Origin of the sequence: Lysobacter sp. ESA13C (assembly GCF_019970005.1) — a bacterium.
GTDB classification, from domain to species: domain Bacteria; phylum Pseudomonadota; class Gammaproteobacteria; order Xanthomonadales; family Xanthomonadaceae; genus Lysobacter; species Lysobacter antibioticus_B.
In genome coordinates, this window is record NZ_JAHXYK010000003.1 from 158,801 (window position 1) to 184,289 (window position 25,489).

The following is a 25,489-nucleotide window of genomic DNA, read 5'->3' on the forward strand; positions in this document are numbered from 1 at the left end:
AATACAGGCTAGGGACGGCCAGGTGAGTGTCACGTGCAACGCCGGCTGACCGAAGCCCGAGCCCGGTCGCGCGGCCCGTCTGCCCAGCGGCGCGCGCTCATGCGATGCTTCGCCGTTATGTCGACCCCGCACCCGCTCAGCGCCACCAGCTATGCCGCCCGCATCGCCTTCGTCGTCGAGCTGGCCGAGCGGCTGCACAGTTACGGCACGACCGCCCAGCGCCTGGAAGGGGCGGTGACGGCGGTCGCGCAAAAGCTGCGTCTGGAATGTGAGCCGTGGTCCAACCCGACCGGCCTGATCCTGACCTTCAGCGATCCCAACCGGCCGCTCGGCGACAGCGACACCACGCGGGTGATCCGCCTGCCGCCCGGCGAGAACGATCTGTACCGGCTCAGCGAAACCGACCGCATCGCCGAAGAGGTCATGGCCGGCCGTCTCGACCTCGCCGCCGGCCATGCCGCGCTCGAACAATTGGACCGGCCGCGCAGCAAGCGCTGGCGCGCCATGCAGGTGGTCGCGTATGGCTTGGCCGCCGGCGCGGTCGCGAGCTTGTTGCGGCTGCCGTGGCTGGACATCGGCGTGGCCGCGGTCAACGGCCTGATGATCGGCCTGCTGGTCGACATCTCCGGCTCGCGTCCGCGCTTCAAGGAAGCGCTGGAAGCGATCGCGGCGATGTTCGCGGCCAGCATGACCGTGCTGGTCGCCAGCTTCATCGCGCCCTTGAACCAGAACACGGTGATCATCGCCTCGCTGATCGTGTTGCTGCCCGGGTTGGCCCTGACCAATGCGGTCAACGAGTTGACCAGCCAGCATCTGGTCTCGGGCACGGCGCGCTTCGCCGGCGCCCTGACCACGGTGGTGAAACTCGCGGTCGGCACGGTGATCGCGCTGTACTTGACCGACCTGATCGGGCTGCAGCCGCAGATCCGCGCCTCGCGTCCACAGGAGGCCTGGGTCGAATGGTGCGGCATTGCGGTCGCGGCCTACGCGTTCGCGGTGCTGTTCCGCGCCCATCGCAGCGATTATCCCAAGGTCATGGCGGCCGCCGCCGGCGGTTATCTGATTTCGCGTTTCGTCGGCCTGGCCTGGGGCAGCCCGGCCGGGATATTCCTCGCCGCGCTGACCCTGACCGCGGTCGGCAATGCCTACGCCCGCTGGGGTAATCGGCCCGGGGCGATCATCCGCGTACCCGGCATCATCATGCTGGTCCCCGGCAGCGTCAGCCTGCGCGGCTTGCTGTCGATGATCCAGCAGCAGGACGTAAATGTCGGCCAGGATGCGGTATTGGCCGTGCTCAATATCCTGCTGGCGCTGATCGCCGGCCTGATATTCGGCAATCTGTTGCTGCCGGCGCGGCGGAATCTCTAAGCCCGGCCCGGAAGGCCAATCCGTGCAGGCCGTAATGGCCGGTTCGGGGCTGCGGCGCGGGCCCGGACGGCACGGCGATTCGCTTGCGGCGGCCGGTTTTCCGAGGCGGCGAGCCAAATCTCCGCCGATCCTCCGCTCGCCCTAAGATTTTCCCGCCCACAAAAAAGCCGGCGCAGGGCCGGCCTCTTCGCTGCGTATCGCCGATTACTTGATGAGGAAATCGTCGATTTTGCGACCCGCGGCGACGTACGCGGCCAGCCAGCGCGGCTGCTTGCCGCGGCCGGTCCAGGTTTCCGCGGTATTGCCGGGGTTGCGGTACTTCGGTGCGACTTTACCGAGCGGCTTGCGGGCCTTGCGGTCTGCGGCTGCGGGCTTGGCGGCTTTCGTGGCCTTGGTGGCGCGGCTGGCGGGAGCGGCGCTGCCGAACAATTCTTCGAGGGTGTATCCCTCGGTCTTGAGCACCTGCGCGACCTTCTTTCGCACCGCAGCAATGGGCTTGCGCTTATTGAGGGTGGTCTTGCGCTTCTTGGCCTGGCTGATCAGTGACTCGAGTTCTTTCGCGGACAACGTGGAGAGATCGATCGACATGGAGCCTCCGGGGAGTGGGTTCGGATTTTGGCCAGTCCCTGGCGCGCGGCGGAATAGTAAAGGCACATTCACTCCGCGTAAATGTGCCGAAGGTCCGTGCAGATATTCGCGTTCTTATAGGGGGCGAATCCATCGGGTTCGCCGTCGACGCGTGGATTAATGTAATCGGGTATTGGCCGCTGCGCTAACTGCACGAAGGTAGTAGGCGGGAGCAGCCTCGCCGTGGCCCCGTCCCGTCGGGTGCGGGCGCGGTTTGCCATGTAATTGCCATAAACCGCGCGCACCGTACGGGCGGGCCGTATTCGGGTCGCTGCGGATAATCAATCGACGCCGGTCGCGCCGGCGGCGGACGATCCCCGACTTACCTCCCCGACTTACCTTTCTTGGGGCGGGAGGTAAGCGGGAAAGTAATCGCCGGGCTTATCCGGCGATCCGCGCCAACACCGCGGCGCGGTCGAGATTCTCGGCTTCGCTGGCGCGGCGGTGGCGGTATTCGAAACTGCCCGCGGCCAGGCCGCGCTCGGACACCACCACGCGGTGCGGGACGCCGATCAATTCCATGTCGGCGAACATCGCGCCGGGACGCAGGCCGCGATCGTCGAGCGCGGCGTCGACGCCGGCCGCCAGCAGTTCGCGATACAAGGCCTGAGCCGCTTCGGTCACCGCGGCGTCGTTCTTGGGATTGATCATGCACACCACCGCCTGCCAGGGCGCCATCGCCTCGGGCCAGGCGATGCCGGCGTCGTCGTGGTTCTGCTCGATCGCCGCGGCGACGATGCGCGACACGCCGATGCCGTAGCAGCCCATCGCCGGCGTGGCGGCCTTGCCGGTTTCGTCGAGCACGGTCAGCTTCATCGCTTCGGCGTACTTGCGGCCGAGCTGGAACACGTGGCCGACTTCGATGCCGCGGGCGATGCCGAGCGTGCCCTGGCCATCGGGCGAGGGGTCGCCGGCGACGGCGTTGCGGATGTCGGCGACCTCGTCGGGCTCGGCCAGGTCGCGGCCCCAGTTGACGCCGGCCAGGTGGTAGCCGTTTTCGTTGGCGCCGACCACGAAGTCGTGCATCGCCGCGACGCTGCGGTCGGCGATCACGCGGATGGTCTTTACCGGCTTGAGCGGGCCCAGGAAGCCCGGCTGCGCGCCGAGGTGTTCGAGGATCTCGGCTTCGGTGGCGAGGCGGTACTCGGCCAGGCCGGCGAGCTTGGACAGCTTGATCTCGTTGACCACGTGGTCGCCGCGCACCAGCGCCAGCACGAACTGCGGCTTGCCTTCGCCATCGGCGCCGACGATCGCGACCGACTTGACCGTGCGTGCCAGGGCGATGCCCAGCAGCGCGGCGACGTCTTCGCAGGTCTTCTGGGTCGGCGTGTCGACCTTGCGCAGGTCTTCGGCGGCCGCGGCGCGCGCATGCGGCGCCACCGCTTCGGCGAGTTCGACGTTGGCGGCGTAGTCCGAGCCGTCCGAGAAGGCGATCGCGTCCTCGCCCGAATCGGCGAGCACGTGGAACTCGTGCGAGGCGTTGCCGCCGATCGCGCCGGTGTCGGCGAACACGGCGCGGAACTTCAGGCCCAGGCGGGTGAAGATGCGGCTGTAGGTGTCGTACATGTTGCGGTATTCGCGATCCAGGTCCTGGTCGCTGAGATGGAACGAGTAGGCGTCCTTCATCAGGAACTCGCGCGCGCGCATCACCCCGAAGCGCGGGCGGATCTCGTCGCGGAACTTGGTCTGGATCTGGAAGAAATTGACCGGCAACTGCTTGTAGCTGGCCAGTTCGTTGCGGGCGAAATCGGTGATGACTTCCTCGTGGGTCGGGCCGTAGCAGTACCAGGCTTCCTTGCGGTCCTGGATTTTCAGCAACTGGCCGCCGAATTTCTCCCAGCGCCCGGTCTCTTCCCACAGCTCCTTCGGCTGCACCGACGGCATCAGCACTTCGATCGCGCCGGCGGCGTTCATCTCCTCGCGCACCGCGCGCTCGACCTTGCGCAGCACGCGCAGGCCCAGCGGCGACCAGGTGTAGAGGCCGGCGGCGAGCTTGCGGATCATGCCGGCTTTGAGCATCAGCTTGTGGCTGACGATTTCGGCTTCGGCGGGCGTTTCCTTGCTGGTGTGGAGATGGAATTGCGACAGACGCATCGGCTGGGGTTCGCGTACGTGGAAAGCGAACAGTTTGCCATGCCGAGGCGGTGGCTCCGTCCGCCGGGGTGGGTCGGGCCGGTCCCCGGAGCGGCGGGGGCCGGTCCGGGGCGGGAGAGGCGGCCTGGTCGGGCCGCCGGGAGCATCAGGCCGCCGGGATCAGGCGTCGCCCTGCTTGGCGGTCGACGGGCGCGTCGAGGCCGGTGCCACGGCCGGAGCCGCCGGCTGCATGCAATAGGCCTTGACCGCCGATTCGGCGAGCTGGACCTGGGCCGCGCGCTGCTGCGCGTCGAGGATGTTGTCGGGCTTGCCGTCCTTGTTGGCGTCGACGCCGACCGAGGCCGAGCTCTGCAACTGCTTGAGGTTGCCGCGCGCGGTCGTGCACTGGGCGTTCTCGGCCGGGCTGTCCTCAGTGGCCGACTGGGCCGAGGTGGCGGTGCCGGATTTGTTCTTGATCACGCGGTTCTTGACCCCGCCCTGGTTCGGCGGCGGCGAATCGGAGTAGTGGGTGACGCCGTTGGCGTCCTTCCACTGGTACAGCTCGGTGGCGGCCGCCGGCGCGGCCAGCAGGGCGACCAGGACGGCGCTGGCGGCGAGCGCCGGAAAGGCGCGAAATAGCGAGTGGCGGGACGGGCAGGGCATAGCGAAGCTCCGAGGCAGACAAACGGAACGGACGGCGTAAAGCCGGTCGAGCGGGGGAAGCGACGATTGCAGCATCCTGCCGAGGCACAGGCAAGCGCTACACTTCCCAGTTATGGAACCCCATCACACGCCCCGCCCGCGCGGACGCGGCATTTACCTGCTGCCGAACCTGTTCACCACCGGCGGCCTGTTCGCCGGCTTCTACGCGATCATCGCCGCCACCCAGGGCCGCTTCGACGAGGCCTGCATGGCGATCTTCATCGCCGCCATCCTCGATGGCGTCGACGGCCGGGTCGCGCGCCTGACCAACACCCAGAGCGAATTCGGGGTCCAGTACGACTCGCTGGCCGACCTGATCAGCTTCGGCCTGGCGCCGGCCCTGGTGATGTATCACTGGGCGCTGGAGTCGACCAAGCTCGACGGCGTGATCCCCGGCAAGATCGGCTGGATCGGCGCCTTCCTGTATGCCGCCTGCGCGGCGCTGCGCCTGGCCCGCTTCAATTCCCAGGTCGGACAGGTCGACAAGCGCTGGTTCATCGGCCTGGCCAGCCCGGCCGCGGCCGGACTGGTGGCGAGCTTCGTCTGGACCTGCCACAGCTTCGACCTGGTCGGCGAGCAACTGCGCTACGCCGCGCTGGCGCTGACCGTGGTGGCCGGACTGCTGATGGTCAGCCGCATGCGCTACTTCAGTTTCAAGGGCAGCGGCCCGCGCAACGACCGGGTGCCGTTCCTGGCGATTCTGATCGTCGTGGTGGTGGTGATCGCGATCGCGATCGACCCGCCGCGCGTGCTGCTGGCGATCTTCGCCCCGTACGCGCTGTCCGGCCCGGTCTATGCCGCGTATCGGCGCCTGCGCCGCATGCCGCCGGCCGAGGCTGGCCCGCCATGAGCGCGCTGTGGAGCGCCGAGCAGCGCGAATGGCTGCAGGCGATGGGCCACTCGGTGATGAAGCTGGCTTCGGACAAGGTCGAGGAGGTGCCGGTCGTCGCACGCGAGGCATCTGTGCCGGCGGCGCAGGTTGCTTCGACGGAAGCGGTCGCGACGGCGCAGCGCGCCGAGCCGGCGCGTCCGGTCGCTTCCGCGCGAGCGACGGGCGCCGACAGCGCCTTGCTGCGTGCGGTGCTGCGCGCCGCCCGCCGCGGCGCCGACGATCCGGCGGTGCTGGCATTGTTCGATGCGCAGGCTCTGCGCGGCGATGCCGCCGCCAAGCGCGCGCTGTGGCCGCAGTTGCGCGCCCTGCGGCGCGGGAGCGCGGCGAGGTGAGCGCGCAGGCGTCCGAGTTCGATCCGGGCACGGCGCCGGCCGCGCTGCGGCCGATGCGCGAGGACGACCTCGAAGTCGTCCATGCCATCGAGATCCGCGCCTACGAGTTCCCCTGGACCCCTGGCATCTTCCGCGACTGCCTGCGCGCCGACTATCCGGCCTGGGTGTTGTCCGAGGGCGAACGCATCATCGGTTACTTCCTGATGAGCGTGGCCGCCGGCGAAGCGCACGTGCTCAACGTCTGCGTGGCGCCGGAAGCGCACGGCCACGGTTATGGCCGCAAGCTGTTGCGCGCGTTGGTCCATATCGCCCGCGGCCGCGGCGCCGAACGCGTGTTCCTGGAAGTGCGGCCGTCCAATACCGGCGCGATCGCGCTGTACCACAACGAAGGCTTCAACGAGATCGGCCGCCGCCCGCGCTATTACCCGGCGCGCGGCGGACGCGAGGATGCCCTGGTCATGGCGATCGAGCTGTTTGCCGAGGAATGACCGGTTTGTCGGCGCGCGGTCAGGGCGCCTGCTTCAAGGCTGCCAGGATCGCCGGCTTCAGTGCCTTGATCGCAGCGTCTTCGCTCTGATCCGCCTGCACATACAGACCGCTCAGAAACGCCGTCAGATCGTGGCGACGCCCGAGCCAGCCGGCGTAGTCGGTGCGGTCGAGCTTGCCGACCTTCGCCGATAAAGCGGCGAACCACGCCTGCCAGTCCTCGGCCGACAGCAGGCCGCGTTGGGCCGTGAACAACAGCGACCGGGCCAGGCGCTCGGGTTCGCCGAACACATAGGCATGACCGTTGCCCGGCACCGCCTGGGAGGCGATCGCGGCCAGGATGCGATCGTATTGCGCGCGTTCGAGGGCGGGATTCAGGCTCAACTGCATCAGCCAGTCGGCGCCGTGGGCGACGCCGTGCCGCCAACCTTGGCCTTCGCTATAGCCGCGGTAGTCGCGCACCGCTTCGACGTAGGCCGCCGCGCGCTCGACCATCGCCACTCTTTCCTGCGGTGTCATCCACGATTTGATCCGGTCGGTGCGCGCGACTTCCGACAGCACCAGGGCCGCGAACGGCTTGCCGAACCCTTGCGGGTCTTTGCTATCGAGCGATGCGTACAGCGAGTCGCGCATCGCTCGCAGTGCGTTTGCGTCGAAATCGCCGGCGCGCATCCACTGGCTCAGGGCTTCGAAGGCGATGCCATCGCGCAGCTCGGGATCGGAGGCGGACAGACAGCCGATCAGGCCGGTCGCCAGCGCTTGTTTTTCCGCCGGGTCGGGCAGGGCGAATTGGCGCGCTTTCAGTGCCTGCAGGGACGCTGCGGTGTGCCCGGCAGGTGGGCAATTCTGGGCGAACGCCGGGGTCGCCAGCAGGCAGACGCCTAACAGCAGGACAAGACGCATGGCTTTCGCTTCCCCAAGGCCAGGAGTTCCAGCCTAGGTTGCCGGCTTACGGCGCCGCAAGGGCTGGAGTTGCGGGTTGGTGCGCTGTGCGCGGCGGCGAGGAAGAGGGTGTTGGGGCGATCGGTAGGAGCCGGCAGGGCAGAGCACGAGCGGAGCACGAGCAAATCCCCCTGCCCGCCTTTTCCGAAGGGGGGAAGCTTGGGAGATTCGTGGCGATGTTCGGCGACATGCGAAGCGGGTATCTCGCTCTCGGATGTAGGCTCCTGCCCGCTGCCCGCTGCCCGCTGCCCGCTGCCCGCTGCCCGCTGCCCGAATCCCGAATCCCGAATCCCGAATCCCGAATCCCGCATGTGCACTCCCCCCTTTGGAAAAGGGGGGCAGGGGGGATTTGCTTCTGCCTTTCGCTCCAACCTCGTCGCAAAGAAAAAGCCGTGGCAAGCCACGGCTTTTCTCGAACGAGCGGCGCCGGACCCGCTCAGCCCAGCTTGGTGCGCTGCGCGGTCAGGCCTTCCAACTGCACGTTCCAGTCGACCAGGCGCTTGCGCTCCTGCTCGACCACGGCGGCGGGGGCGTTCTGGACGAAGGTCTCGCTGGCGAGCTTGCCCTGGCATTTGCCGATTTCGCCGGCGACGCGCTTGATCTCCTTGTCCAGGCGCGTGCGTTCGGCGCCGAGGTCGACCAGGCCTTCGAGCGGAACCAGCAAGGTCAATTCGCCGACCACCGCCGACGCCGCGGGCGGCGCGTCGTTGGCGTCGGCAATGAACTGGATGCTGTCGAGGCGATTGAGGAAGCGCAACTGCGAGTCGAAGCGCGCGGCCCGATCGCGGTCGGCGGCATCGCCCTTGGCCAGCAGCAGGCCGACGTTCTTCTGCGGCGAGACGTTGAGCTCGCTACGCACTTTGCGCAGGGCCGAGACCATGGCCTTCAGCCACTCCACGTCGGCTTCGGCCTGGGCGTAGTCGGCGCCGAGGTCGCTGGCCTGCGGGTACGGGCGCAGCATGATCGTGGTTTCGGCGATGCCGAGCTTGGGCGCGACCTGTTGCCACAGCTCTTCGGTGACGAAGGGGATCAGCGGGTGCAACAGCGACAGCAGACGCTCCAACACGTACAGCAAGGTGTGGCGGGTGCTGTCGGCGGCGGCTGCGTCGTCGCCTTGCAGCGCCGGCTTGGCCAGTTCGACGAACCAGTCGCAGAACGCGTTCCAGGCGAACTCGTACAAGGTCTGGGCGAGCAGGTCGAAACGGTAAGCGGCGAAATGGGTTTCGGCTTCGGCCGCGGCCTGGGCCAGCTGCGCCAGGATCCAGCGCTCGGCGTCGGTCTTGGGCTGCGGTGTGCCCGAGAAACTCGCGTCCTCGGTGTTCATCAACACGAAGCGGGTCGCGTTCCACAGCTTGTTGCAGAAGTTCTTGTAACCCTCGGCGCGGCCCAGGTCGAACTTGATGTCGCGGCCGTGGGTGGCCAGCGCCGAGATGGTGAAGCGCAGCGCGTCGGCGCCGAAGCTCGGGATGCCGTCGGGGAATTCCTTGCGCGTGGCTTTCTCGATGCGCGCGGCGTCCTTGGGGTTCATCAGGCCGGTGGTGCGCTTGGCGACCAGGTCTTCGAGTTCGATGCCGTCGACCAGGTCGATCGGGTCGAGCACGTTGCCCTTCGACTTGGACATCTTCTGGCCGTCTTTGTCGCGCACCAGGCCGGTGATGTAGACGTCCTTGAACGGAATCTGCCCGGTGAAGTGGTCGGTCAGCATGATCATGCGGGCGACCCAGAAGAAGATGATGTCGAAACCGGTGACCAAGACAGAGGACGGAACAAATCGCTCGAACCCGCGCTCGCCCATGGCCGCCGCATTCGGCCAGCCCATGGTGCTGAACGGCCACAGGCCGGAAGAGAACCAGGTTTCCAGCACGTCGTTGTCCTGGGTCAGGACGACCTCGGCGCCGATCCCGCCGCGCGCGCGCGCATCGGCTTCGTCGCGGCCGACGTAGATCTTGCCGTCGGCGTCGTACCAGGCCGGGATGCGGTGGCCCCACCACAGCTGGCGGCTGATGCACCAGTCCTGGATGTTCTGCATCCAGTGGCGATAGGTGTTGATCCAGTTCGCCGGGACGAAACGGATATCGCCCTGCTCGACCAGTTGCAGGCCGCGCGCGGCCAGGTCGTCCATCTTCACGAACCACTGGTCGGTCAGATACGGCTCGATCACCTGGTTGGTGCGGTCGCCGCGCGGCACTTGCAGCTTGTGCGGCTTGGTCTCGACGAGCAGGCCTTCGGCTTCCAGGTCGGCGAGCACGACCTTGCGCGCTTCGTAGCGGTCCAGGCCGACGTACTTCGCCGGGGCGTTGTCGTTGACCGCCGCCTCGGGGGTGAAGATGTTGATCATCGGCAGGCCGTGGCGCTGGCCGACCGCGTAGTCGTTGAAGTCGTGCGCGGGCGTGACCTTGACCACGCCGGTGCCGAACTCGCGATCGACGTAGGCGTCGGCGATCACCGGGATGACCCGGCCGCTCAGCGGCAGGGTCACGGTCTTGCCGATCAGGTGGGCGTAGCGCTCATCCTCGGGATGGACCATGACGGCGGTGTCGCCGAGCATGGTTTCCGGGCGCGTCGTCGCGACCACCAGCGTGGCGCTGCCATCGCTGAGGGGGTAGGAGATCGACCACAGGAAGCCGTCTTCTTCTTCGTTGACCACTTCCAGGTCGGAGATCGCGGTCTTCAGCACCGGGTCCCAGTTGACCAGGCGCTGGCCGCGGTAGATCAGGTTTTGCTCGTGCATGCGCACGAAGGCCTCGACCACCGCTTCGGAAGCGATCGGGTCCATGGTGAACATCGAGCGCGACCAGTCGCCGGAGGTGCCGAGGCGGCGCATCTGCCGTTCGATGGTGTCGCCCGACTGGCCCTTCCACTCCCAGACCTTCTCGATGAAACCGTCGCGGCCGAGGCCGTCGCGGGTCAGGCCTTCGCGACCGAGGTTGCGCGCCACCACCATTTCGGTGGCGATGCCGGCGTGGTCGGTGCCCATCTGCCACAAGGTGTCGTAGCCGCGCATGCGGTGATAACGGATCAGCGCATCCTGCAGGGTGTGCTGGAACGCATGGCCCATGTGCAGGGTGCCGGTGACGTTGGGCGGCGGCAGCAGGATCGTATAGGGCTGGCCCTCGCCGCGCGGCTTGAATACGCCGCTGCTCTCCCACTGCTCGTAGAGGCGGGCTTCGAACTGCTTGGGGTCGTAGCTGGAGGCGAGGGACATAAGAACCGGGATTCGTTATTCGGGATTTGGGATTGGTTGAAGCAACAGCCGAAGAGCAAAAACTTACAGATCACAGGGCCGGTCGGAACTGGGCGGATCCGCTTCGCGAATCCCAACTCCCGAATCCCCAATCCCGGCCTTCCTCACATATCGTGCTTGTTGAGCGTCAGCCCGCGGGCCTGGTATTGCTTCCAGCGCTCGCGCAGCGGGCCGCGCGCGGAGTCGTCGGCGGGGACCACTTCCAGGACGCGGTCGAAGCCGTCCTGCACCGGGGCGTCGCGCAGGTTGATCACCAGCGGCCGCAATGGCGCGTCGGCCTCGGGCGCGGCGATCAGCACGTCGGCTTCTTCCTCGTCGAGGTCGGCGCCGGCGATCTGATGCGGGATGTAGGCGTCTTCGCCCATGTCCCACAGCATGTCGTCGATCGCCTCGGCCTGTTCGGCATTGCGCGCCAGGATCAGCGTGGGCAGACCGGCGTCGTGGGCCTTGCGCGCCAGTTCGCAGACCAACCGCAGCGGTTGTTCCTTGAAACGCGGCGTTTGGATCAGATAGAAGTCAGCGCGGGCCATGGGCGGGTATCAACCGGTATATGCGGCCGAGCCGCCGAAAACGAAATAGCCGAGCAGGGCGCCGCCGATGTTCAGGGCGAACCAGCCGAGCAGGAGCAGGAAGAACCCGACGACCGCCTTGAGCTTGCGTCCCGCCGGCCGGGTCCGGGCCAGGTAGATCGGCACGAACAGCATCGCCAGCACGACGATGCCGATGTTCATCCACGGCGAGCGGCGATGGCCGAACTCCTGCTGGTCGCCATGCAGCCACATGAAGATCCAGAACATGCCCAGCGCCACGAACAGCCAATCCACCAGGGTGAAACCGGCCTGCGCAAGCGGCGACATCGAGTAGATGCCGCTGGCCAGGCCGGTAATCGCCGCGAGGATCAGCGCATTGCGCTTCATCGTCAGGCGGTGCGCTCGAGCAACCACTGCGAGAGCAGGCCGACCGGACGGCCGGTGGCCAGGCCGCGCTTGCCTTCTTCGTTGGAAACGCCGGCGATGTCGAGGTGCGCCCAGCGCTGGCCTTCGGTGAAGCGCGACAGGAAGCAGCCGGCGGTGATCGCGCCGGCCCAGCGGCCGCCGATGTTGTAGACGTCGGCGAAGGTCGATTCGAGCTGGGTCTGGTACTCGTCCCACAGCGGCAGGCGCCAGGCGCGGTCGAAGACCTGCTCGCCGGCGCTCGTCAGTTCGGCGGCCAGGTCGTCGTCCTTGCTCATCAGGCCGGTGGCGAACTTGCCCAGCGCGACCACGCAGGCGCCGGTCAGGGTCGCCACGTCGAGCAGAGCCTGCGGTTCGAAGCGCTGCGCATAGGTCAGCGCATCGCACAGGATCAGGCGGCCCTCGGCGTCGGTGTTGCCGACCTCGATGGTCTTGCCGGACATGCTGGTCAGCACGTCGGAGGGACGGTAGGCGTCGGCGTCGGGCATGTTCTCGACCGCCGGCACGATCACCACCAGGTTGATCGGCAACTGCATGCCGACCGCCGAGACGAAGCTGCCCAGCACTGAGGCGGCGCCGCACATGTCGAACTTCATCTCCTCGATGCCACCCTGCACCTTGAGGTTGATGCCGCCGGTGTCGAAGGTGATGCCCTTGCCGACCAGCACATAGGGCTTGGCGTCGCCGCCGTTGTCGTACTTGAGCACGATCAGCTTGGGCGGATTGGCCGAGCCGCGGGCCACGGCGAGCAGCGAGCCCATGCCGAGCGCCTGCATCTGCTCGCGGTCCAGCACTTCGCACGAGGTGTTGTCGAAGCGGCCGGCGAATTCCTGCGCCTGCTCGGCCAGGTAGGCCGGGTTGCAGATGTTCGGCGGCAGATTGCCCAGCTCGCGAGCGAAGGCGACGCCGGCGGCGATCGCCTGGCCCTGGGCCAGGGCGGTGGCGTCGTCGCCGCGGATCGACAGCTTGCGCAGGCCGGGCTCGTCTTTCTTCTTGCCCAGCGTGGCGGTGTAGCGGTAGCAGGCGTGGTCGGCGGCGATGGCGGCCTGGCGGATCGCCCAGGCGGCGTCGCGGCCGGTCACCGGCTCTTCGCTGAGGGTCAGCAGCGCATGCTCGACCGGGCCGGCCTTGAGCGCGCGCGCGGCGTCGCCGACCGCCTTGAGGTACTGGGCGACGCCGAACTTGCCGGCCTCGCCGAGGCCGATCACGAGCACGCGCGGCGCGGTCACGCCGGGCAGGTCGTGGAGCAGGGAGGTCTTGCCGGTCTTGCCGCTGATGTCGCCGCGTTCGAGCAAAGCCGTCAGGCGCCCGCCGCTGACTTCATCCAGCGTTCGCGCGGCAGCCGTCAGGGTCTTGTCGGCGAAGGCGCCTACCACGACGCAATCAGTTTGAGCGGCCGCGAGCGCGTCGCGGTTCAGGTCGAATTCGAGGGTCATCCAACAGATTCCCAGCAGCTAAGAAGAGTTTGTCCGTACAATCGAACGGCTTTGCGGGGCGTCGGTCCCGGGCTCGATGCCCGTGCCGCCATCCTGGGTCCTCGACCTCGCGCCTCCGGCTATCCCGGAGCGCCAGCAGACAGGTCGGCCGTCGAACGAACCCCCGAGTTTAAAGCAAGCCTGCCCGATGCCGAAGCCCGATGCTCAAGCTTGACCGTTACCTGACTGGCGAATTCGCCCAGGCCGTCTTCGCGACCCTGGTGGTGTTGCTGATCGTGAGCGTCGGCGGCGCCTTCACCGACGTGCTCGAGGACATCGCCAAGGGCAAGGTCCCGGCCGGGCTGATGCTGCTCCAGCTGGGCCTGGTGCTGATCAAATGGCTGCCGCTGATCCTGCCGCTGGCGTTGATGCTGGGGCTGATGCTGGGCATCGGCCGGCTCTATCGCGATTCGGAAATGCCGGTGATCGCCTCGATCGGCGTCGGCCCGCGCCGGCTGCTCAAGCCCTTGCTGATGGTGGTCGGGCCGATCGTGGCCGTGGTCGCCGCCTGCTCGCTGTGGCTGGGCCCCTGGGCCGACCGCGCCTCGCGCGAGATGATCAACGAGGCCAGCCGCAGCCTGATCGTGGCCGGCCTGGAGCCGGGCGCCTTCACCGGCCTGCCCAACGACAACGGGGTGATCTACGTCGGCGCGATGTCCAACGACGGCACCCGTTTCGAACGCATCTTCATCTACCGCAACAAGCCCGACCGTCAGGACGTCACCACCTCTAAGGCCGGTCACCTGACGGTGCGCCCGAACGGCGACCGTTACCTGACCCTGGAGGACGGTTTCGAGGTCGAGGGCCCGAAGGACGGCGGCCTGAATTACCGGCTGATGCGCTACGCCAGCAACGACGTGCTGCTGCCGGCCAGCGAGGACCGCTACGACCCGTCCCTGCCCGAGATGATGTCGACCACGCAGTTGCTCGGCGATCCGCGCCGCGAGGCCGCGGCCCAGCTGCATTACCGGATCGCACCGCCGTTGCTGGCCCTGGCTTTCGCCCTGCTGGCGGTGCCGCTGGCGCGCAGCACTCCGCGCCAGGCCCGTTACGGCAGCGTGTTGATGGGCTTTTTGGCCTACCTGATCGGCAACAACTTCATGATGATGGGCAAGGGCTGGATCGAGGACGGCAAGATCCCGACCTTCCTCGGCCTGTGGTGGCTGACTTTGCCGCTGTTGGCGGTCGCCGGCTGGCTGTATTTCCGCGACGGCCGCGTCGCGCGCAGGCGGGTGGCCCGATGAAGCCGTTCCCGAAGATCCACGACGTTTACGTCGGCAAGACCGTGCTCGGCACGGTGCTGCTGACCTGGGCGGTGCTGCTCGGCCTGGATTTCATGCTCAGCCTGGTCGGCGAGTTCGGCGACGTCGGCAAGGGCCGCTACGGCCTGATGCAGGCCCTGGCCTATATGGCCATGACCGTGCCGCGCCGCGCTTACGCCCTGTTCCCGTACGCGGCGGTGATCGGCGCCCTGATGGCGCTGGGCCAGTTGGCCTCGACCTCGGAGCTGACCGTGCTGCGCGCGGTTGGCCTGTCGCGGCGGCGCCTGAGCCTGGCCGTGGCCGGCGCGCTCGCGCTGCTGACCCTGCTGATGGTGGTCAACGGCGAGACCCTGGCGCCGGAAGGCCAGCGTCGCGCCGATGCGCTCAAGACCGCGGCCAAGTCCAACAATCAGGTGGTGGCTCAATATTCCGGGGTCTGGGCGCGCGAGGGCGATGTCATCCTCAGCGCCAGCCAGGGCCAGGAGCGCAGCGAGGGCCAGGACCGCTGGCTGGAATTGCGCGACGTCAGCCTGTACCAGTTCGGCCAGGACGGGCGCCTGGTGTCGCTGGCGCTGGCCAAGATCGCCGAACACCGCCCGGGCGGCTGGCTGTTGCGCGACGTCACCCGCACCACCTTCCTGGCCAAGTCGGCCGAGCAGGTCCATGTCGCCGAAGAGCGTTGGGAGTCCAAACTCGACAGCGCCGCGTTGATGAGCGGCAGCAACCGCCCGCGTTACCTCAGCGCCAAGGCCTTGCACAAGGCGATCGAAGACCGCGAGCGCAACCGCCTCGATGCGGCCGAATTCGAGGCCTATTACTGGGGTCGCTGGTTCTACCCGCTCAACGTGCTGACCTTGTGCCTGGCGGCGATTCCGTTCGCCTTCGGCAGCCTGCGCAGCGGCGGTATGGGCAAACGCTTGTTCATCGGCATCGTCTTCGCGCTGTTGTTCTGGCAGTTGCAGACCCAGTTCGTCGAACTGGCCAAGGTGTTCCGCTTCGACTTCCGCCTGGCCTATGCCGCGCCGACCGTGGTGATGCTGGCCGTCTCGGCCTATCTGTTCAAACGTCGGTCGGGGTGAATCGAAAGCGCTCGCGAGCCATTGGCTCGCGCTTTCGATGAACGCCCGGCGCGCTGCGCCGGGCCGGGGCCGCAACTACCAGTCCATGCGTTCTCGCAACGGAGCTTCGCCATTGGCTCGCGCTTTCGATGAACGCCCGGCGCGCTGCGCCGGGCCGGGGCACGTCGGGTCAGATCGCGATTACCCCAACGAAGCGGCGGGGGTACTGACTCCATGGCTGTAGCCCTTGCGTGAACTCGGCCGGCGCCGGCACCTCCAGTTACGCGGTCGCGGCTCGCGCCGCTCCTACCCCGCGATAGTTCGAGGCTTCGATCATCGACGCGGGCGGTGCTGCCTCTACATGTCCCTTGGTCGCGGCTTGCGCCGCTCCTACAGTGCTGACGATATCGGTACCCGCAGCTTCGCAGGACTCTGCGATTTAAAACCTGCCGAGAGCCTTTGGAAGCTTAGGTAACCACCGTTCTTATGTAGCGCGGCGATCTTGGGTCGCGGCTCGCGCCGCTCCTACAGCGATAGTCCGATCAGGTCTCGTGGCCGCGCTGGACTCTGTGGCCGCCAGCACTCACTTCGGCCGCTTAGGCACCCGCAACATCCGCGTCCCACTGGCGCGGTCGTGCCAGGTCAGGCGCTCGCGATCGAACCAGGCCCACCAGAAGCCCAGGCCGAGCGCGGCCAGCGACAGGGTGCCGACCGCATAGCGGATCGACAGCGCCCGCCATGCCGGCGCAGCGCCGTCGGCACCGGCCACGCGCAGCCGCCACGGACGCATGCCGAGGGTTTGCCCGCCGCGCCGCCAGCTCAGCATCGCGTAGCCGCCGGCGATCAGCCAGCAGACGAACCACAACGTCCATTGCAGCGCACTGAAAGGCGGAATGTTTTCGCGCTGCCCATGCCCGGACAAGGTGTAGGCGACGGTGAACGCCGCGCTTGCGACCAGCCACAGCGCCGCGACCGGCCAAAAGTCGTAGAACAACGCGAACAGGCGCCAGCCCACCAGGGCGGCGGGCTTGGCGGATGCGGGATCGGCGGCGGAGGTGTCGTTCGAGCTCATCGCATCAGGATATAGGCAGCCGGACCGCCTGCTAAGCTGCTGCGATGAGTGCCAGTACACCCGCCGAACGCCGCAGCCAGGCGATGGCCTTGCCGCCCTTGGGCGAAGCCGACGATGCGGCGATCAAGTCCTTCCTCGACACGATCTGGGCCGAGAACGGACTGGCCCAGCAGACCCTCGACAGCTACCGCCGCGACCTCGAAGGCCTGGCGCGCTGGCGCGACGGCAGCGGCATCGCCAATGCCGACCGCGCAGCCTTGTTCGATTACCTGGCCTGGCGCACCCGCGAAGGCTATTCGCCGCGCAGCAACGCCCGCCTGCTGTCGGCCTTGCGCGCGTTCTATGCCTTCCGCCTGCGCCGCAGCGAGCGCAGCGACGACCCGACCGCATTGCTGGCGCCGCCGAAGCTGCCGCGCTCCTTGCCCAAGGCTTTGGCCGAAAGCCAGATCGAAGCCTTGCTGGCGGCGCCGGTGGTGGACGAGCCACTCGGGCTGCGCGACCGCGCGATGCTCGAGTTGATGTACGCCTCCGGCCTGCGGGTGAGTGAGCTGGTCAATCTGCCGTCGACCGCGGTCAATCTGCGCCAGGGCGTGTTGCGGGTCACCGGCAAGGGCAGCAAGGAGCGGCTGGTGCCGCTGGGCGAAGAGGCCCAGCATTGGCTCGAACGCTATCTGGCGCAGTCGCGCCCGCAACTGGCCGGCAAACGCGCGCTGGCGCCGCTGTTCCTGGCGGCGAGCGGCGAGGCCCCGAGCCGGCAGGAGTTCTGGCACCTGGTCAAACGCTACGCCGCCGTTGCCGGCATCGACCCGGCCAAGATCAGCCCCCACGGGCTGCGCCACAGCTTCGCCACCCACCTGCTCAACCACGGCGCCGACCTGCGCGCCCTGCAGATGCTGCTGGGCCACAGCTCCCTGTCGACCACCCAGATCTACACCCTGGTGGCGCGCGAGCAGCTCAAACGCCTCCACGCGAAGCACCATCCGAGGGGGTGAAGAGCAGCGCTAGGCGGCACTGCCGCCTGCTGCTCTGAACGCCCGGCGCCCCTGCGCCGGGCCGGGCACGTCCTAACCGATCGCGAGTACCCCATCGAAGCGGCCGGCGGCACTGCCGCCTGGGCTTGGCGAACGCCCGGCGCGCTGCGCCGGGCCGGGGCACGTCCTGGCCGATCGCGAGTACCCCATCGAAGCGGCCGGCGGCACTGCCGCGATAGTTGGTACCGCCTGCTTGAACCCGGCCGGCGCCGCAGGCCTCAGTTACGCGGTCGCGGCTCGCGCCGCTCCTACCCGGCGACAATCCGAAGCTTCGATCAGCGACTGCGGCGGTGCGGCCGCAGCCTGTCCCGTGGTCGCGGCTTACGCCGCTCCTACAGGGGGGCGCAGTGACTGGTGAACCCACGTCGCCGTCCGCAACTACGCGGTCGCTGCTCGCGCCGCTCCTACCCCGCGACAATCCGAAGCTTCGATCGGTGACGGCGGCGGTGCGGCCGCAGCCTGTCCCGCGGTCGCGGCTTACGCCGCTCCTACCCGGGAGGCAGCCCCGAGCCCGTTTCGCGGGCATCCGCAGCCCAAACCGCGACCCCCATCGCCACTTCGCCGTGTGACTGCGGTTGCGGAACGGCGTTCGCGTGGCCGGCCGTGCCACAATCGGCAGAACCTATTCCTCGTCGAGCGGTCCAAGACCCCGACCTCAGAACGCCAAGGATTCGATTGATGAAGCGCATCATTTTCGCCGTGCTCGGCGCGATCAGCCTGTCCGCCTGTGCCCAGGCGCCGCAGGGCGCCGCCGCCAAGAGCGATCCGGCCGCCCCCGCCAAGACCGCAGCGGCCGCCAAGGGTTCGGCGCCGGAGGTCAAGGCCGGCAGCGCCGATGCGCTGGCCGTCGAGGCCATCCGCCAGCTCAACCCCAACGTCAGCATCGACAAGGTCGGCCCGTCGCCGGTGCCGGGCTTCCGCGAGGCGCTGGCCCAGGGCCAGGTCGTGTACGTCAGCGACGACGGCCGTTACCTGTTCCTGCCGGGCTCGGGCGGCGCGCTGTTCGATACCCAGGCCAAGAAGAATCTCAGCGAAAGCAGCCTCGCCGGTATGCGCAAGGACCTGCTGAAGACCATCCCGGCCAGCGAGCGCATCGTCTTCGCTCCGGCCAATCCGAAGCACACGGTGACGATCTTCACCGACGTCGAGTGCGGTTACTGCCGCAAGCTGCACAGCGAGATCGCCGAGTACAACCGGCAGGGCATCGCGGTCGAGTACCTGGCCTTCCCGCGCATGGGCATCGGCAGCGAGGACTACAAGAAGATGGTTTCGGTGTGGTGTGCGGCCGACCGCCGCAAGGCCCTGACCGACGCCAAGAGCGAGCAGAGCATTCCGAACAAGGACTGCAAGAACACCGTGACCATGCAGTACAACGTCGGCCAGCGCGCCGGCCTGACCGGCACGCCGATGATCCTGACCTCCGAGGGCATCCAGCTCGGTGGCTACGTGCCGCCGGCGCAGTTGCGCGAGGCGCTGGACAAGATCGCCGCCGACGCCAAGCCGGCCCCTTCCGGCGCCAAGCCGACCGCGGCCGTCGCCGTGCCGACCGGCGGGCGCTGAGTAACGACCCCGCGCCCGGAGGCTCCGGGCCAGGCTCGACCGCATCGCCGCCCACTGGGCGGCGATGTCGTTTCCGGGGCTGCGTTTCGCGGGTGGCCGGGTCCTGCTCAAGGGCGGGAAGGGGCCGCAGCCGGGGTGTAAGCGGGCGCTTCGGCCGCGCTGGCCAAGGGGCCGTGGACCGCCGCGCGGCCCGGTCGGATGCCGGGCCGAAGCTGGAGGGCGGTTTTGGATACAATACCGGGCCCTGCGTTGCACGGTTCCCCGGACATGATCGTCCTCGAGGGCCATTCGGCCCTGTCTTCGTTCCGCCGCGAGCGTCTCCAAGCTCGACTGTCCGCCCTTCATCCGAGTATCCGCCTGCTCGATGCCTGGCCCGTCTACTGGGTCGAGCCCGACACCGGCGCTACGCCCGACGACGCGACCCTGCGCCGCATCCTCCAGGCCGAACCGCATGAAGCCGCCCGCAGCGATGCGGCGGTCTCGCGCTACGTGACGCCGCGCCTGGGCACCTTGTCGCCGTGGGCGAGCAAGGCCACCGAATTGCTGCGCGGCGCCGGCCAGCCGGTCAAGCGCGTCGAGCGCGGCACCCGCTACGACCTCGAAGGCTGGCCGAGCGATGCCGCCACCCAGGGCGCGCTGGCCAAGGTCCTGCACGACCCGATGACCCAGTCGCTGCTCGAAGCGCGCGACGATGCGGCGGCGCTGTTCGCCGTGCCCGCGCGCGGCGAGCTCGAACGCATCGCCCTGGACGATCTCGAAGCCGCCAACAGCCGTCTCGGCCTGGCCCTGGCCGACGACGAGATCGGCTACCTGCGCGAGCGTTACGCCGCGCTCGGCCGCACCCCGTCCGACGTCGAGCTGATGATGTTCGCGCAGGCCAACTCCGAGCACTGCCGGCACAAGATCTTCAACGCCTCGTGGACACTCGAAGGCCGCGAGCAGCCGCAGTCGCTGTTCAAGATGATCAAGCACACCCACGCGCAGACGCCGGAGAACACGCTGTCGGCGTATAGCGACAACGCGGCGGTGGTCGAAGGCTATCCGGCGCGGCGCTTCCGCCCGCAGCCGGGCAGCCAGGCCTATGCGGCCGAAGCGCAGATTCCCTCGGCGTTCTGCATCAAGGTCGAAACCCATAACCACCCGACCGCGATCGCGCCGTTCCCCGGTGCGAGCACCGGCAACGGCGGCGAGATCCGCGACGAAGGCGCCACCGGTCGCGGCGGCCGTCCCAAGGCGGGCCTGTGCGGTTTCAGCGTGTCGCACCTGCGCATCCCGACCCTGCCGCAGCCGTGGGAAGGCGAACGCGCGCTCAATCCGCGCATGGCGCCGGCCCTGGAAATCATGCTCGACGGCCCGCTCGGCGCGGCCGCGTTCAACAACGAGTTCGGCCGCCCGAACCTGGTCGGTTATTTCCGCAGCTTCGAGCTGGCCGAAGGCCAGGCCGGCAACGCCAGCCTGGCCCGTGCCTACGACAAGCCGATCATGCTGGCCGGCGGCCTCGGCGCGATCGACCGGGTGCAGGTCGCCAAGCTCGGCCTGAAGCCGGGGCATGCGGTGATCGTGCTCGGCGGCCCGGCGATGCTGATCGGTCTCGGCGGCGGTGCCGCCAGCTCGGTCGCTTCCGGCGACAGCGCCGAAGCGCTCGACTTCGCCAGCGTCCAGCGCGACAACCCGGAGATGGAGCGTCGCTGCCAGGAAGTCATCGACCGCTGCGTCGCGCTCGGCGAAGCCAATCCGATCGACAGCGCCCACGACGTCGGCGCCGGCGGTCTGTCGAATGCCATCCCGGAATTGCTGCACGACTCCAGCCTCGGCGGCGTGATCGACCTGGCCAAAGTGCCGAGCGACGATCCTTCGCTGTCGCCGATGCAACTGTGGTGCAACGAATCGCAGGAGCGTTACGTGCTCGGCTTGCCGGCCGACCGCGTCGCCGATTTCGCCGCGATCTGCGAGCGCGAGCGCTGCCCCTTCGCCGTGGTCGGTTATGCGACCGCGGAAGAGCGCTTGGTGGTCGGCTACGGCGCGACGGTCGAATCGGTGTATGGCGAGAACAAGATCGCCGACGCCGATTGGGCTATTGATCTGCCCATGGACCTGCTGTTCGGCAAGCCGCCGAAGATGCATCGCGACACCCGTTATCCCGCCGACGCGCCGTGGCCGGCGCTGCAGTGGGATGGACTGGATCTGCACGCCGCCGGCCTGCGCGTGCTCGCGCACCCGACCGTCGCCGCCAAGAACTTCCTCATCACCATCGGCGATCGCACCGTCGGCGGCCTGGTCGCCCGCGACCAGATGATCGGCCCCTGGCAGTTGCCGCTGGCCGATTGCGCGATCACCTTGTCGGACTTCGACGGCCACGTCGGCGAAGCGATGGCGATCGGCGAACGCACGCCGCTGGCCTTGCTCGATGCCGCCGCTGCCGCGCGCATGGCGGTCGGCGAGGCGATCACCAACCTGTGCGCCGCGCCGGTCGAATCGCTCAACCGTATCAAGCTGTCGGCGAACTGGATGGCGGCTGCCTCGCATCCGGGCGAAGACGCGCTGCTGTTCGATGCGGTGAAGGCAGTCGGCCTGGAGCTGTGTCCGGAACTCGAACTGAGCATCCCGGTCGGCAAGGACTCCTTGTCGATGCAGGCCCAGTGGGGCTCGGGCGAGAACGCCTCGAAGTCGGTGTCGCCGGTGTCGTTGATCGTCAGCGCGTTCGCGCCGGTGGTCGACGTGCGCCAGCAACTGACTCCGCTGTTGTCGCGCGACACCGACAGCGAGTTGTGGCTGATCGGCCTCGGCGCCGGCAAACAGCGCCTCGGCGGCTCGGTGCTGGCCCAGTGCCATCCCGAAGCCGGCAGCGACGGCGGCTTGCCCGCCTTCGCCGGCCTGCCGGGCGAGGGTGCGCGGCATGAAACCGGCGTGCCCGACCTCGACAGCCCGCAGCGCCTGCGCGATTTCTTCGAGCTGATCCGCGATGCGCGCGAAGCCGGCCTGTTGCTTGCGTATCACGACCGCAGCGACGGCGGCGCCTTCGCCGCGCTGTCGGAAATGGCGTTCTGCTCGCGCCTGGGCCTCGACATCAGCCTCGACGGCTGGGGCGAGGATCCGTTCCGCACCTTGTTCAACGAAGAGCTCGGCGCGATCGTGCAGATCGCCGCCGAGGACCGCGCCGAATTCGCCGACCTCGTCGCCCGCCACGGCCTGATCGATTGCGCTCAGCGCATCGCCAAGCCGACCACCGCCGCCGCGGTCCGCGTTAAAGAAGACGGCAAGGTCCTGGTCGAATGGCGTTGGGACGAGTTGTTCGATGCCTGGTGGTCGACCAGCCATGCGTTGCAGAAGCTGCGCGACAACCCCGAGTGCGCCGACGAAGAGCGGGCGATCGCGCGCGACTTCAGCGCGCCGGGCCTCAAAACCAGGCTCAGCTTCGACACCGCCGAGGACGTCGCCGCGCCGTTCATCAACACCGGCGTGCGCCCGAAGGTAGCGATCCTGCGCGAGCAGGGCGTCAACGGCCAGATCGAAATGGCCGCGGCCTTCGACCGCGCCGGCTTCGAAGCCTTCGACGTGCACATGAGCGACCTGATCAGCGGCCGCTTCCAGCTCGAAGACTTCAAGGGCTTCGCCGCTTGCGGTGGCTTCAGCTACGGCGACGTGCTCGGTGCCGGCCGCGGTTGGGCGACTAGCATCCTCGAACGCAGCGCCCTGCGCGACGCCTTCGCCGCGTTCTTCGCCCGCGAAGACAGCTTCTCGCTCGGCGTCTGCAACGGCTGCCAGATGCTGGCCCAGCTCAAGCCGATCGTTCCCGGCGCCGAGCATTGGCCGGTGTTCCTGCGCAACCGCAGCGAACAGTTCGAGGCGCGTCTGGGCCTGCTGGAAGTGGCCGAATCGCCGTCGCTGTTCTTCCGCGGCATGGCCGGCTCGCGCATCCCGGTCGCGGTCGCCCACGGCGAAGGCCAGGCCAGCTTCGCCAGCAACCTCGACCAGACCGCGGCCAACGTCTCGCTGCGCTACATCGACGGCGACGGCCGCATCGCCGACCGCTATCCGCTGAACCCGAACGGCTCGCCCGACGGCATCGCCGGCCTGACCAGCAACGACGGTCGCGCCACGATCCTGATGCCGCACCCCGAGCGCACCCTGCGCAACGCCAACTTCAGCTGGTCGCCGCGCGACTGGAGCGGCGACTCGCCGTGGCTGCGCATGTTCCGCAATGCGCGGGTGTGGGTGGGGTAAGCCACGCGGCGAGGTCGTTCGATCGTTGTCTATAGAACGGACGCCCATTCGGGCGTCCGTTTGTTTTTGTGCTCGGGCCGACTCGCCGGTATCGTCTGGATCGACCGACAGCAGCGGTGTCACACATTACGGTGCGGTTGCGAGCGCGCGTCGCCAGTTAGCACAGCTCCGCTGCACCGGCATCGCCGGCCGATGGCGCCCGCGCGAACAAAATGTGACTGATCCTTCAGTCCGTAACTGCCCCTGTTCATGAATCCGAAGCCCTGCGACTCGCGCCGGGCATCCTCGATCTCGCTTCGACGACTGTGCTTATCTCACCGACGCTCACCGGCGCTGTTCAGGGCTGGTCGAGACGGCGAATGAAACTGCTAAAGTCCGGGGATCACGCGCAGGAGGGTGACGTGAACGCAGTAGCCACATCCAACGAACCGAGCGCCAGCGCCTTACCGGCGGGGGACGCCCAAGCGGCGGTCGACATCCGCATCGTCGACGCCTTGCTGGCGAAGGGGCGCCTCAAGGAGCCCGACCTGGCGCGTGCGCGCCGGCTCCAGGAGGAGACCGGCGGCAGCCTGCTCGCGCTGTTGGCGCGGCTCGGGCTGGTGTCCGAGCGCGATCACGCCGAAACCGTGGCCGCGGCGCTGGAGCTGCCTTTGGTCAGCATCAAGGACGCGCCCGAGCTGCCGCCCGAGGGGGTGGCGCTGACGCCCAAGTTCATGAAGCAGTTCGCGGTCTGCCCGGTCGGCGAGGGCGAGCACCACGTCGACGTGCTGATGGCCGACCCGCAGGACATCTACCAGCTCGACGCCCTGCGTCTGGCGACCCAGCGCGAGGTCCGTCCCTACGTGGCGCTGCGCTCGGAGGTCGGCGACCTGGTCGAGCGCTGGTACGGCCAGGGCCGCAGCGCGATGGGCGCGATCGTCGAAACCGCCGAGGGCGAGGGCGCGGGCGATCTCGACGACGTCGAGCATCTGCGCGACCTGGCTTCGGAAGCGCCGGTGATCCGGCTGGTCAACCTGGTGATCCAGCGCGCGGTCGAACTGCGCGCCTCGGACATCCACATCGAGCCGTTCGAGAACCGCCTGAAGGTGCGCTACCGCGTCGACGGCGTGCTGGCCGAGGGCGAGAGCCCGCCGGCCAACCTCACCGCCGCGGTGATCAGCCGCATCAAGATCATGGCCAAGCTCAACATCGCCGAGCGCCGCCTGCCGCAGGACGGCCGCATCATGCTGCGGGTGCAGGGCAAGGAGCTCGACCTGCGCGTCAGCACCGTGCCGACCGCGCACGGCGAGTCGGTGGTGATGCGATTGCTCGACCGCGAGACGGTCGTGTTCGATTTCTACAAGCTCGGCTTCACCGACGAATTCCTGCCGCAGTTCCAGAAGGTGCTCGACCAGCCGCACGGCATCATGCTGGTGACCGGCCCGACCGGTTCGGGCAAGACCACCACCTTGTATACGGCGCTGAGCAAGCTCAACACCAGCGACGTCAAGATCATCACCGTCGAAGACCCGGTCGAGTACCAGATCGAGGGCATCAACCAGATCCAGGCCAAGCCGCAGATCGGTCTCGACTTCTCGCATGCGCTGCGTTCGATCGTCCGCCAAGACCCGGACATCATCATGATCGGCGAAATGCGCGACCTGGAGACCTGCCGCATCGCGATCCAGTCGGCGCTGACCGGCCACTTGGTGCTCAGCACGCTGCACACCAACAACGCCGCCGGCGGCATCACCCGCTTGCTCGACATGGGCGTCGAAGACTATCTGCTGACCTCGACCATCAACGGCATCCTGGCCCAGCGCCTGGTGCGCCGGCTCGAGCCGACCCATGCCGAGAAATACCTCGCCTCGCCCGAGGAAATCGACAAGTTCAACCTGCGCCGCTACCAACCCGAGGGCGACATCTACCTGTTCCGACCGCGCGGTTCGGCGCTGGCGCCGAGCGGTTACCACGGCCGCACCACGATCATGGAATTCCTGGTCATGAACGACGAACTGCGGCGTGCGGTGATGCGTCACGCCGGCATGGGCGAGATCGAACAGATCGCGCGCGACAGCGCCGGCATGCGCACCATGTACGAGGACGGCATCGTCAAGGCGCTCGCCGGCCAGACCACCATCGAGGAAGTGCTGCGGGTGACCGAGGATGCTTGAGAGCCGGGAATCGGGAATGGGGAGTCGGGAATCGT

19 protein-coding genes are annotated in these 25,489 nt (G+C 68.1%); 10 read left to right on the forward strand and 9 right to left on the reverse strand.

The genetic code is table 11. The features are described 5' to 3' along the window. Positions 1-117: 117 nt before the first annotated feature. Positions 118-1,368, forward strand: coding sequence for a threonine/serine exporter family protein (locus tag LC490_RS06830; protein WP_031371535.1), 1,251 nt, complete (start codon positions 118-120; stop codon positions 1,366-1,368). Positions 1,369-1,572: 204 nt separating this feature from the next. Here the strand turns inward: LC490_RS06830 and LC490_RS06835 are convergent, their stop codons facing one another. From LC490_RS06835 to LC490_RS06845, 3 genes are all read right to left on the reverse strand, one after another. Beyond that, positions 1,573-1,956 carry an H-NS histone family protein gene (locus tag LC490_RS06835; protein WP_031371536.1) on the reverse strand — a complete coding sequence of 128 codons (384 nt, stop codon included), beginning with the start codon at positions 1,954-1,956 and terminating at the stop codon, positions 1,573-1,575. A gap of 420 nt (positions 1,957-2,376) precedes the next feature. Continuing rightward, positions 2,377-4,089 carry a proline--tRNA ligase gene (locus LC490_RS06840; RefSeq protein WP_223619700.1) on the reverse strand — a complete coding sequence of 571 codons (1,713 nt, stop codon included), beginning with the start codon at positions 4,087-4,089 and terminating at the stop codon, positions 2,377-2,379. A 159-nt stretch (positions 4,090-4,248) separates the two neighbouring features. Next, positions 4,249-4,731, reverse strand: a complete 483-nt coding sequence (locus LC490_RS06845; protein WP_081930741.1) for a DUF4124 domain-containing protein — start codon at positions 4,729-4,731, stop codon at positions 4,249-4,251. A 112-nt stretch (positions 4,732-4,843) separates the two neighbouring features. On the opposite strand from LC490_RS06845, the gene pssA reads away from it, so the two are divergent. Genes pssA through rimI form a run of 3 tightly spaced genes read left to right on the forward strand, consistent with a single transcriptional unit; the run spans position 4,844 to position 6,482 of the window. Next, on the forward strand, positions 4,844-5,620 hold the full coding sequence (gene pssA, locus LC490_RS06850; RefSeq protein WP_031371539.1) for a CDP-diacylglycerol--serine O-phosphatidyltransferase: 777 nt from the start codon (positions 4,844-4,846) through the stop codon (positions 5,618-5,620). Beyond that, the gene (locus LC490_RS06855; protein WP_223619701.1) at positions 5,617-5,994 is read left to right on the forward strand and encodes a hypothetical protein; all 378 of its coding nucleotides are present in this window, start codon (positions 5,617-5,619) and stop codon (positions 5,992-5,994) included. Before pssA ends, LC490_RS06855 begins: the two co-directional genes overlap by 4 nt. Positions 5,995-6,047: 53 nt before the next feature. Further along, entirely contained in the window at positions 6,048-6,482 is a 435-nt protein-coding gene (gene rimI, locus LC490_RS06860) for a ribosomal protein S18-alanine N-acetyltransferase (RefSeq protein ID WP_051884772.1), read from the forward strand. 19 nt (positions 6,483-6,501) lie between these two features. Here the strand turns inward: rimI and LC490_RS06865 are convergent, their stop codons facing one another. From LC490_RS06865 to LC490_RS06885, 5 genes are all read right to left on the reverse strand, one after another. Next, positions 6,502-7,383 (reverse strand): DUF2785 domain-containing protein, encoded by an 882-nt coding sequence (locus tag LC490_RS06865; protein WP_223619702.1) that lies wholly within the window; start codon positions 7,381-7,383, stop codon positions 6,502-6,504. Between the two features lie 475 nt (positions 7,384-7,858). Further along, positions 7,859-10,627, reverse strand: a complete 2,769-nt coding sequence (locus LC490_RS06870; RefSeq protein ID WP_223619703.1) for a valine--tRNA ligase — start codon at positions 10,625-10,627, stop codon at positions 7,859-7,861. Between the two features lie 143 nt (positions 10,628-10,770). Further along, positions 10,771-11,196 (reverse strand): DNA polymerase III subunit chi, encoded by a 426-nt coding sequence (locus tag LC490_RS06875; protein WP_223619704.1) that lies wholly within the window; start codon positions 11,194-11,196, stop codon positions 10,771-10,773. Positions 11,197-11,205: 9 nt separating this feature from the next. Continuing rightward, on the reverse strand, positions 11,206-11,583 hold the full coding sequence (locus tag LC490_RS06880; RefSeq protein ID WP_223619705.1) for a hypothetical protein: 378 nt from the start codon (positions 11,581-11,583) through the stop codon (positions 11,206-11,208). A 2-nt stretch (positions 11,584-11,585) separates the two neighbouring features. Next, on the reverse strand, positions 11,586-13,055 hold the full coding sequence (locus tag LC490_RS06885) for a leucyl aminopeptidase (protein WP_031371546.1): 1,470 nt from the start codon (positions 13,053-13,055) through the stop codon (positions 11,586-11,588). Between the two features lie 200 nt (positions 13,056-13,255). Here LC490_RS06885 and lptF point away from each other — a divergent pair, with 200 nt between their 5' ends. Next, positions 13,256-14,338, forward strand: coding sequence for an LPS export ABC transporter permease LptF (gene lptF / locus LC490_RS06890; protein WP_031371547.1), 1,083 nt, complete (start codon positions 13,256-13,258; stop codon positions 14,336-14,338). Next, positions 14,335-15,435, forward strand: a complete 1,101-nt coding sequence (lptG, locus tag LC490_RS06895) for an LPS export ABC transporter permease LptG (protein ID WP_031371548.1) — start codon at positions 14,335-14,337, stop codon at positions 15,433-15,435. Before lptF ends, lptG begins: the two co-directional genes overlap by 4 nt. 562 nt (positions 15,436-15,997) lie before the next feature. Here lptG and LC490_RS06900 read toward each other — a convergent pair. After that, entirely contained in the window at positions 15,998-16,486 is a 489-nt protein-coding gene (locus LC490_RS06900) for an RDD family protein (protein ID WP_031371549.1), read from the reverse strand. 44 nt (positions 16,487-16,530) lie between these two features. Here LC490_RS06900 and xerD point away from each other — a divergent pair, with 44 nt between their 5' ends. From xerD to gspE, 4 genes are all read left to right on the forward strand, one after another. Continuing rightward, the gene (xerD, locus tag LC490_RS06905; RefSeq protein ID WP_031371550.1) at positions 16,531-17,478 is read left to right on the forward strand and encodes a site-specific tyrosine recombinase XerD; all 948 of its coding nucleotides are present in this window, start codon (positions 16,531-16,533) and stop codon (positions 17,476-17,478) included. Between the two features lie 714 nt (positions 17,479-18,192). Next, positions 18,193-19,077 (forward strand): DsbC family protein, encoded by an 885-nt coding sequence (locus LC490_RS06910; protein WP_051884747.1) that lies wholly within the window; start codon positions 18,193-18,195, stop codon positions 19,075-19,077. A 267-nt stretch (positions 19,078-19,344) separates the two neighbouring features. Then, the gene (purL, locus tag LC490_RS06915) at positions 19,345-23,301 is read left to right on the forward strand and encodes a phosphoribosylformylglycinamidine synthase (RefSeq protein WP_223619706.1); all 3,957 of its coding nucleotides are present in this window, start codon (positions 19,345-19,347) and stop codon (positions 23,299-23,301) included. A 476-nt stretch (positions 23,302-23,777) separates the two neighbouring features. Continuing rightward, on the forward strand, positions 23,778-25,454 hold the full coding sequence (gspE, locus tag LC490_RS06920) for a type II secretion system ATPase GspE (RefSeq protein ID WP_031371553.1): 1,677 nt from the start codon (positions 23,778-23,780) through the stop codon (positions 25,452-25,454). Positions 25,455-25,489 lie beyond the last annotated feature (35 nt).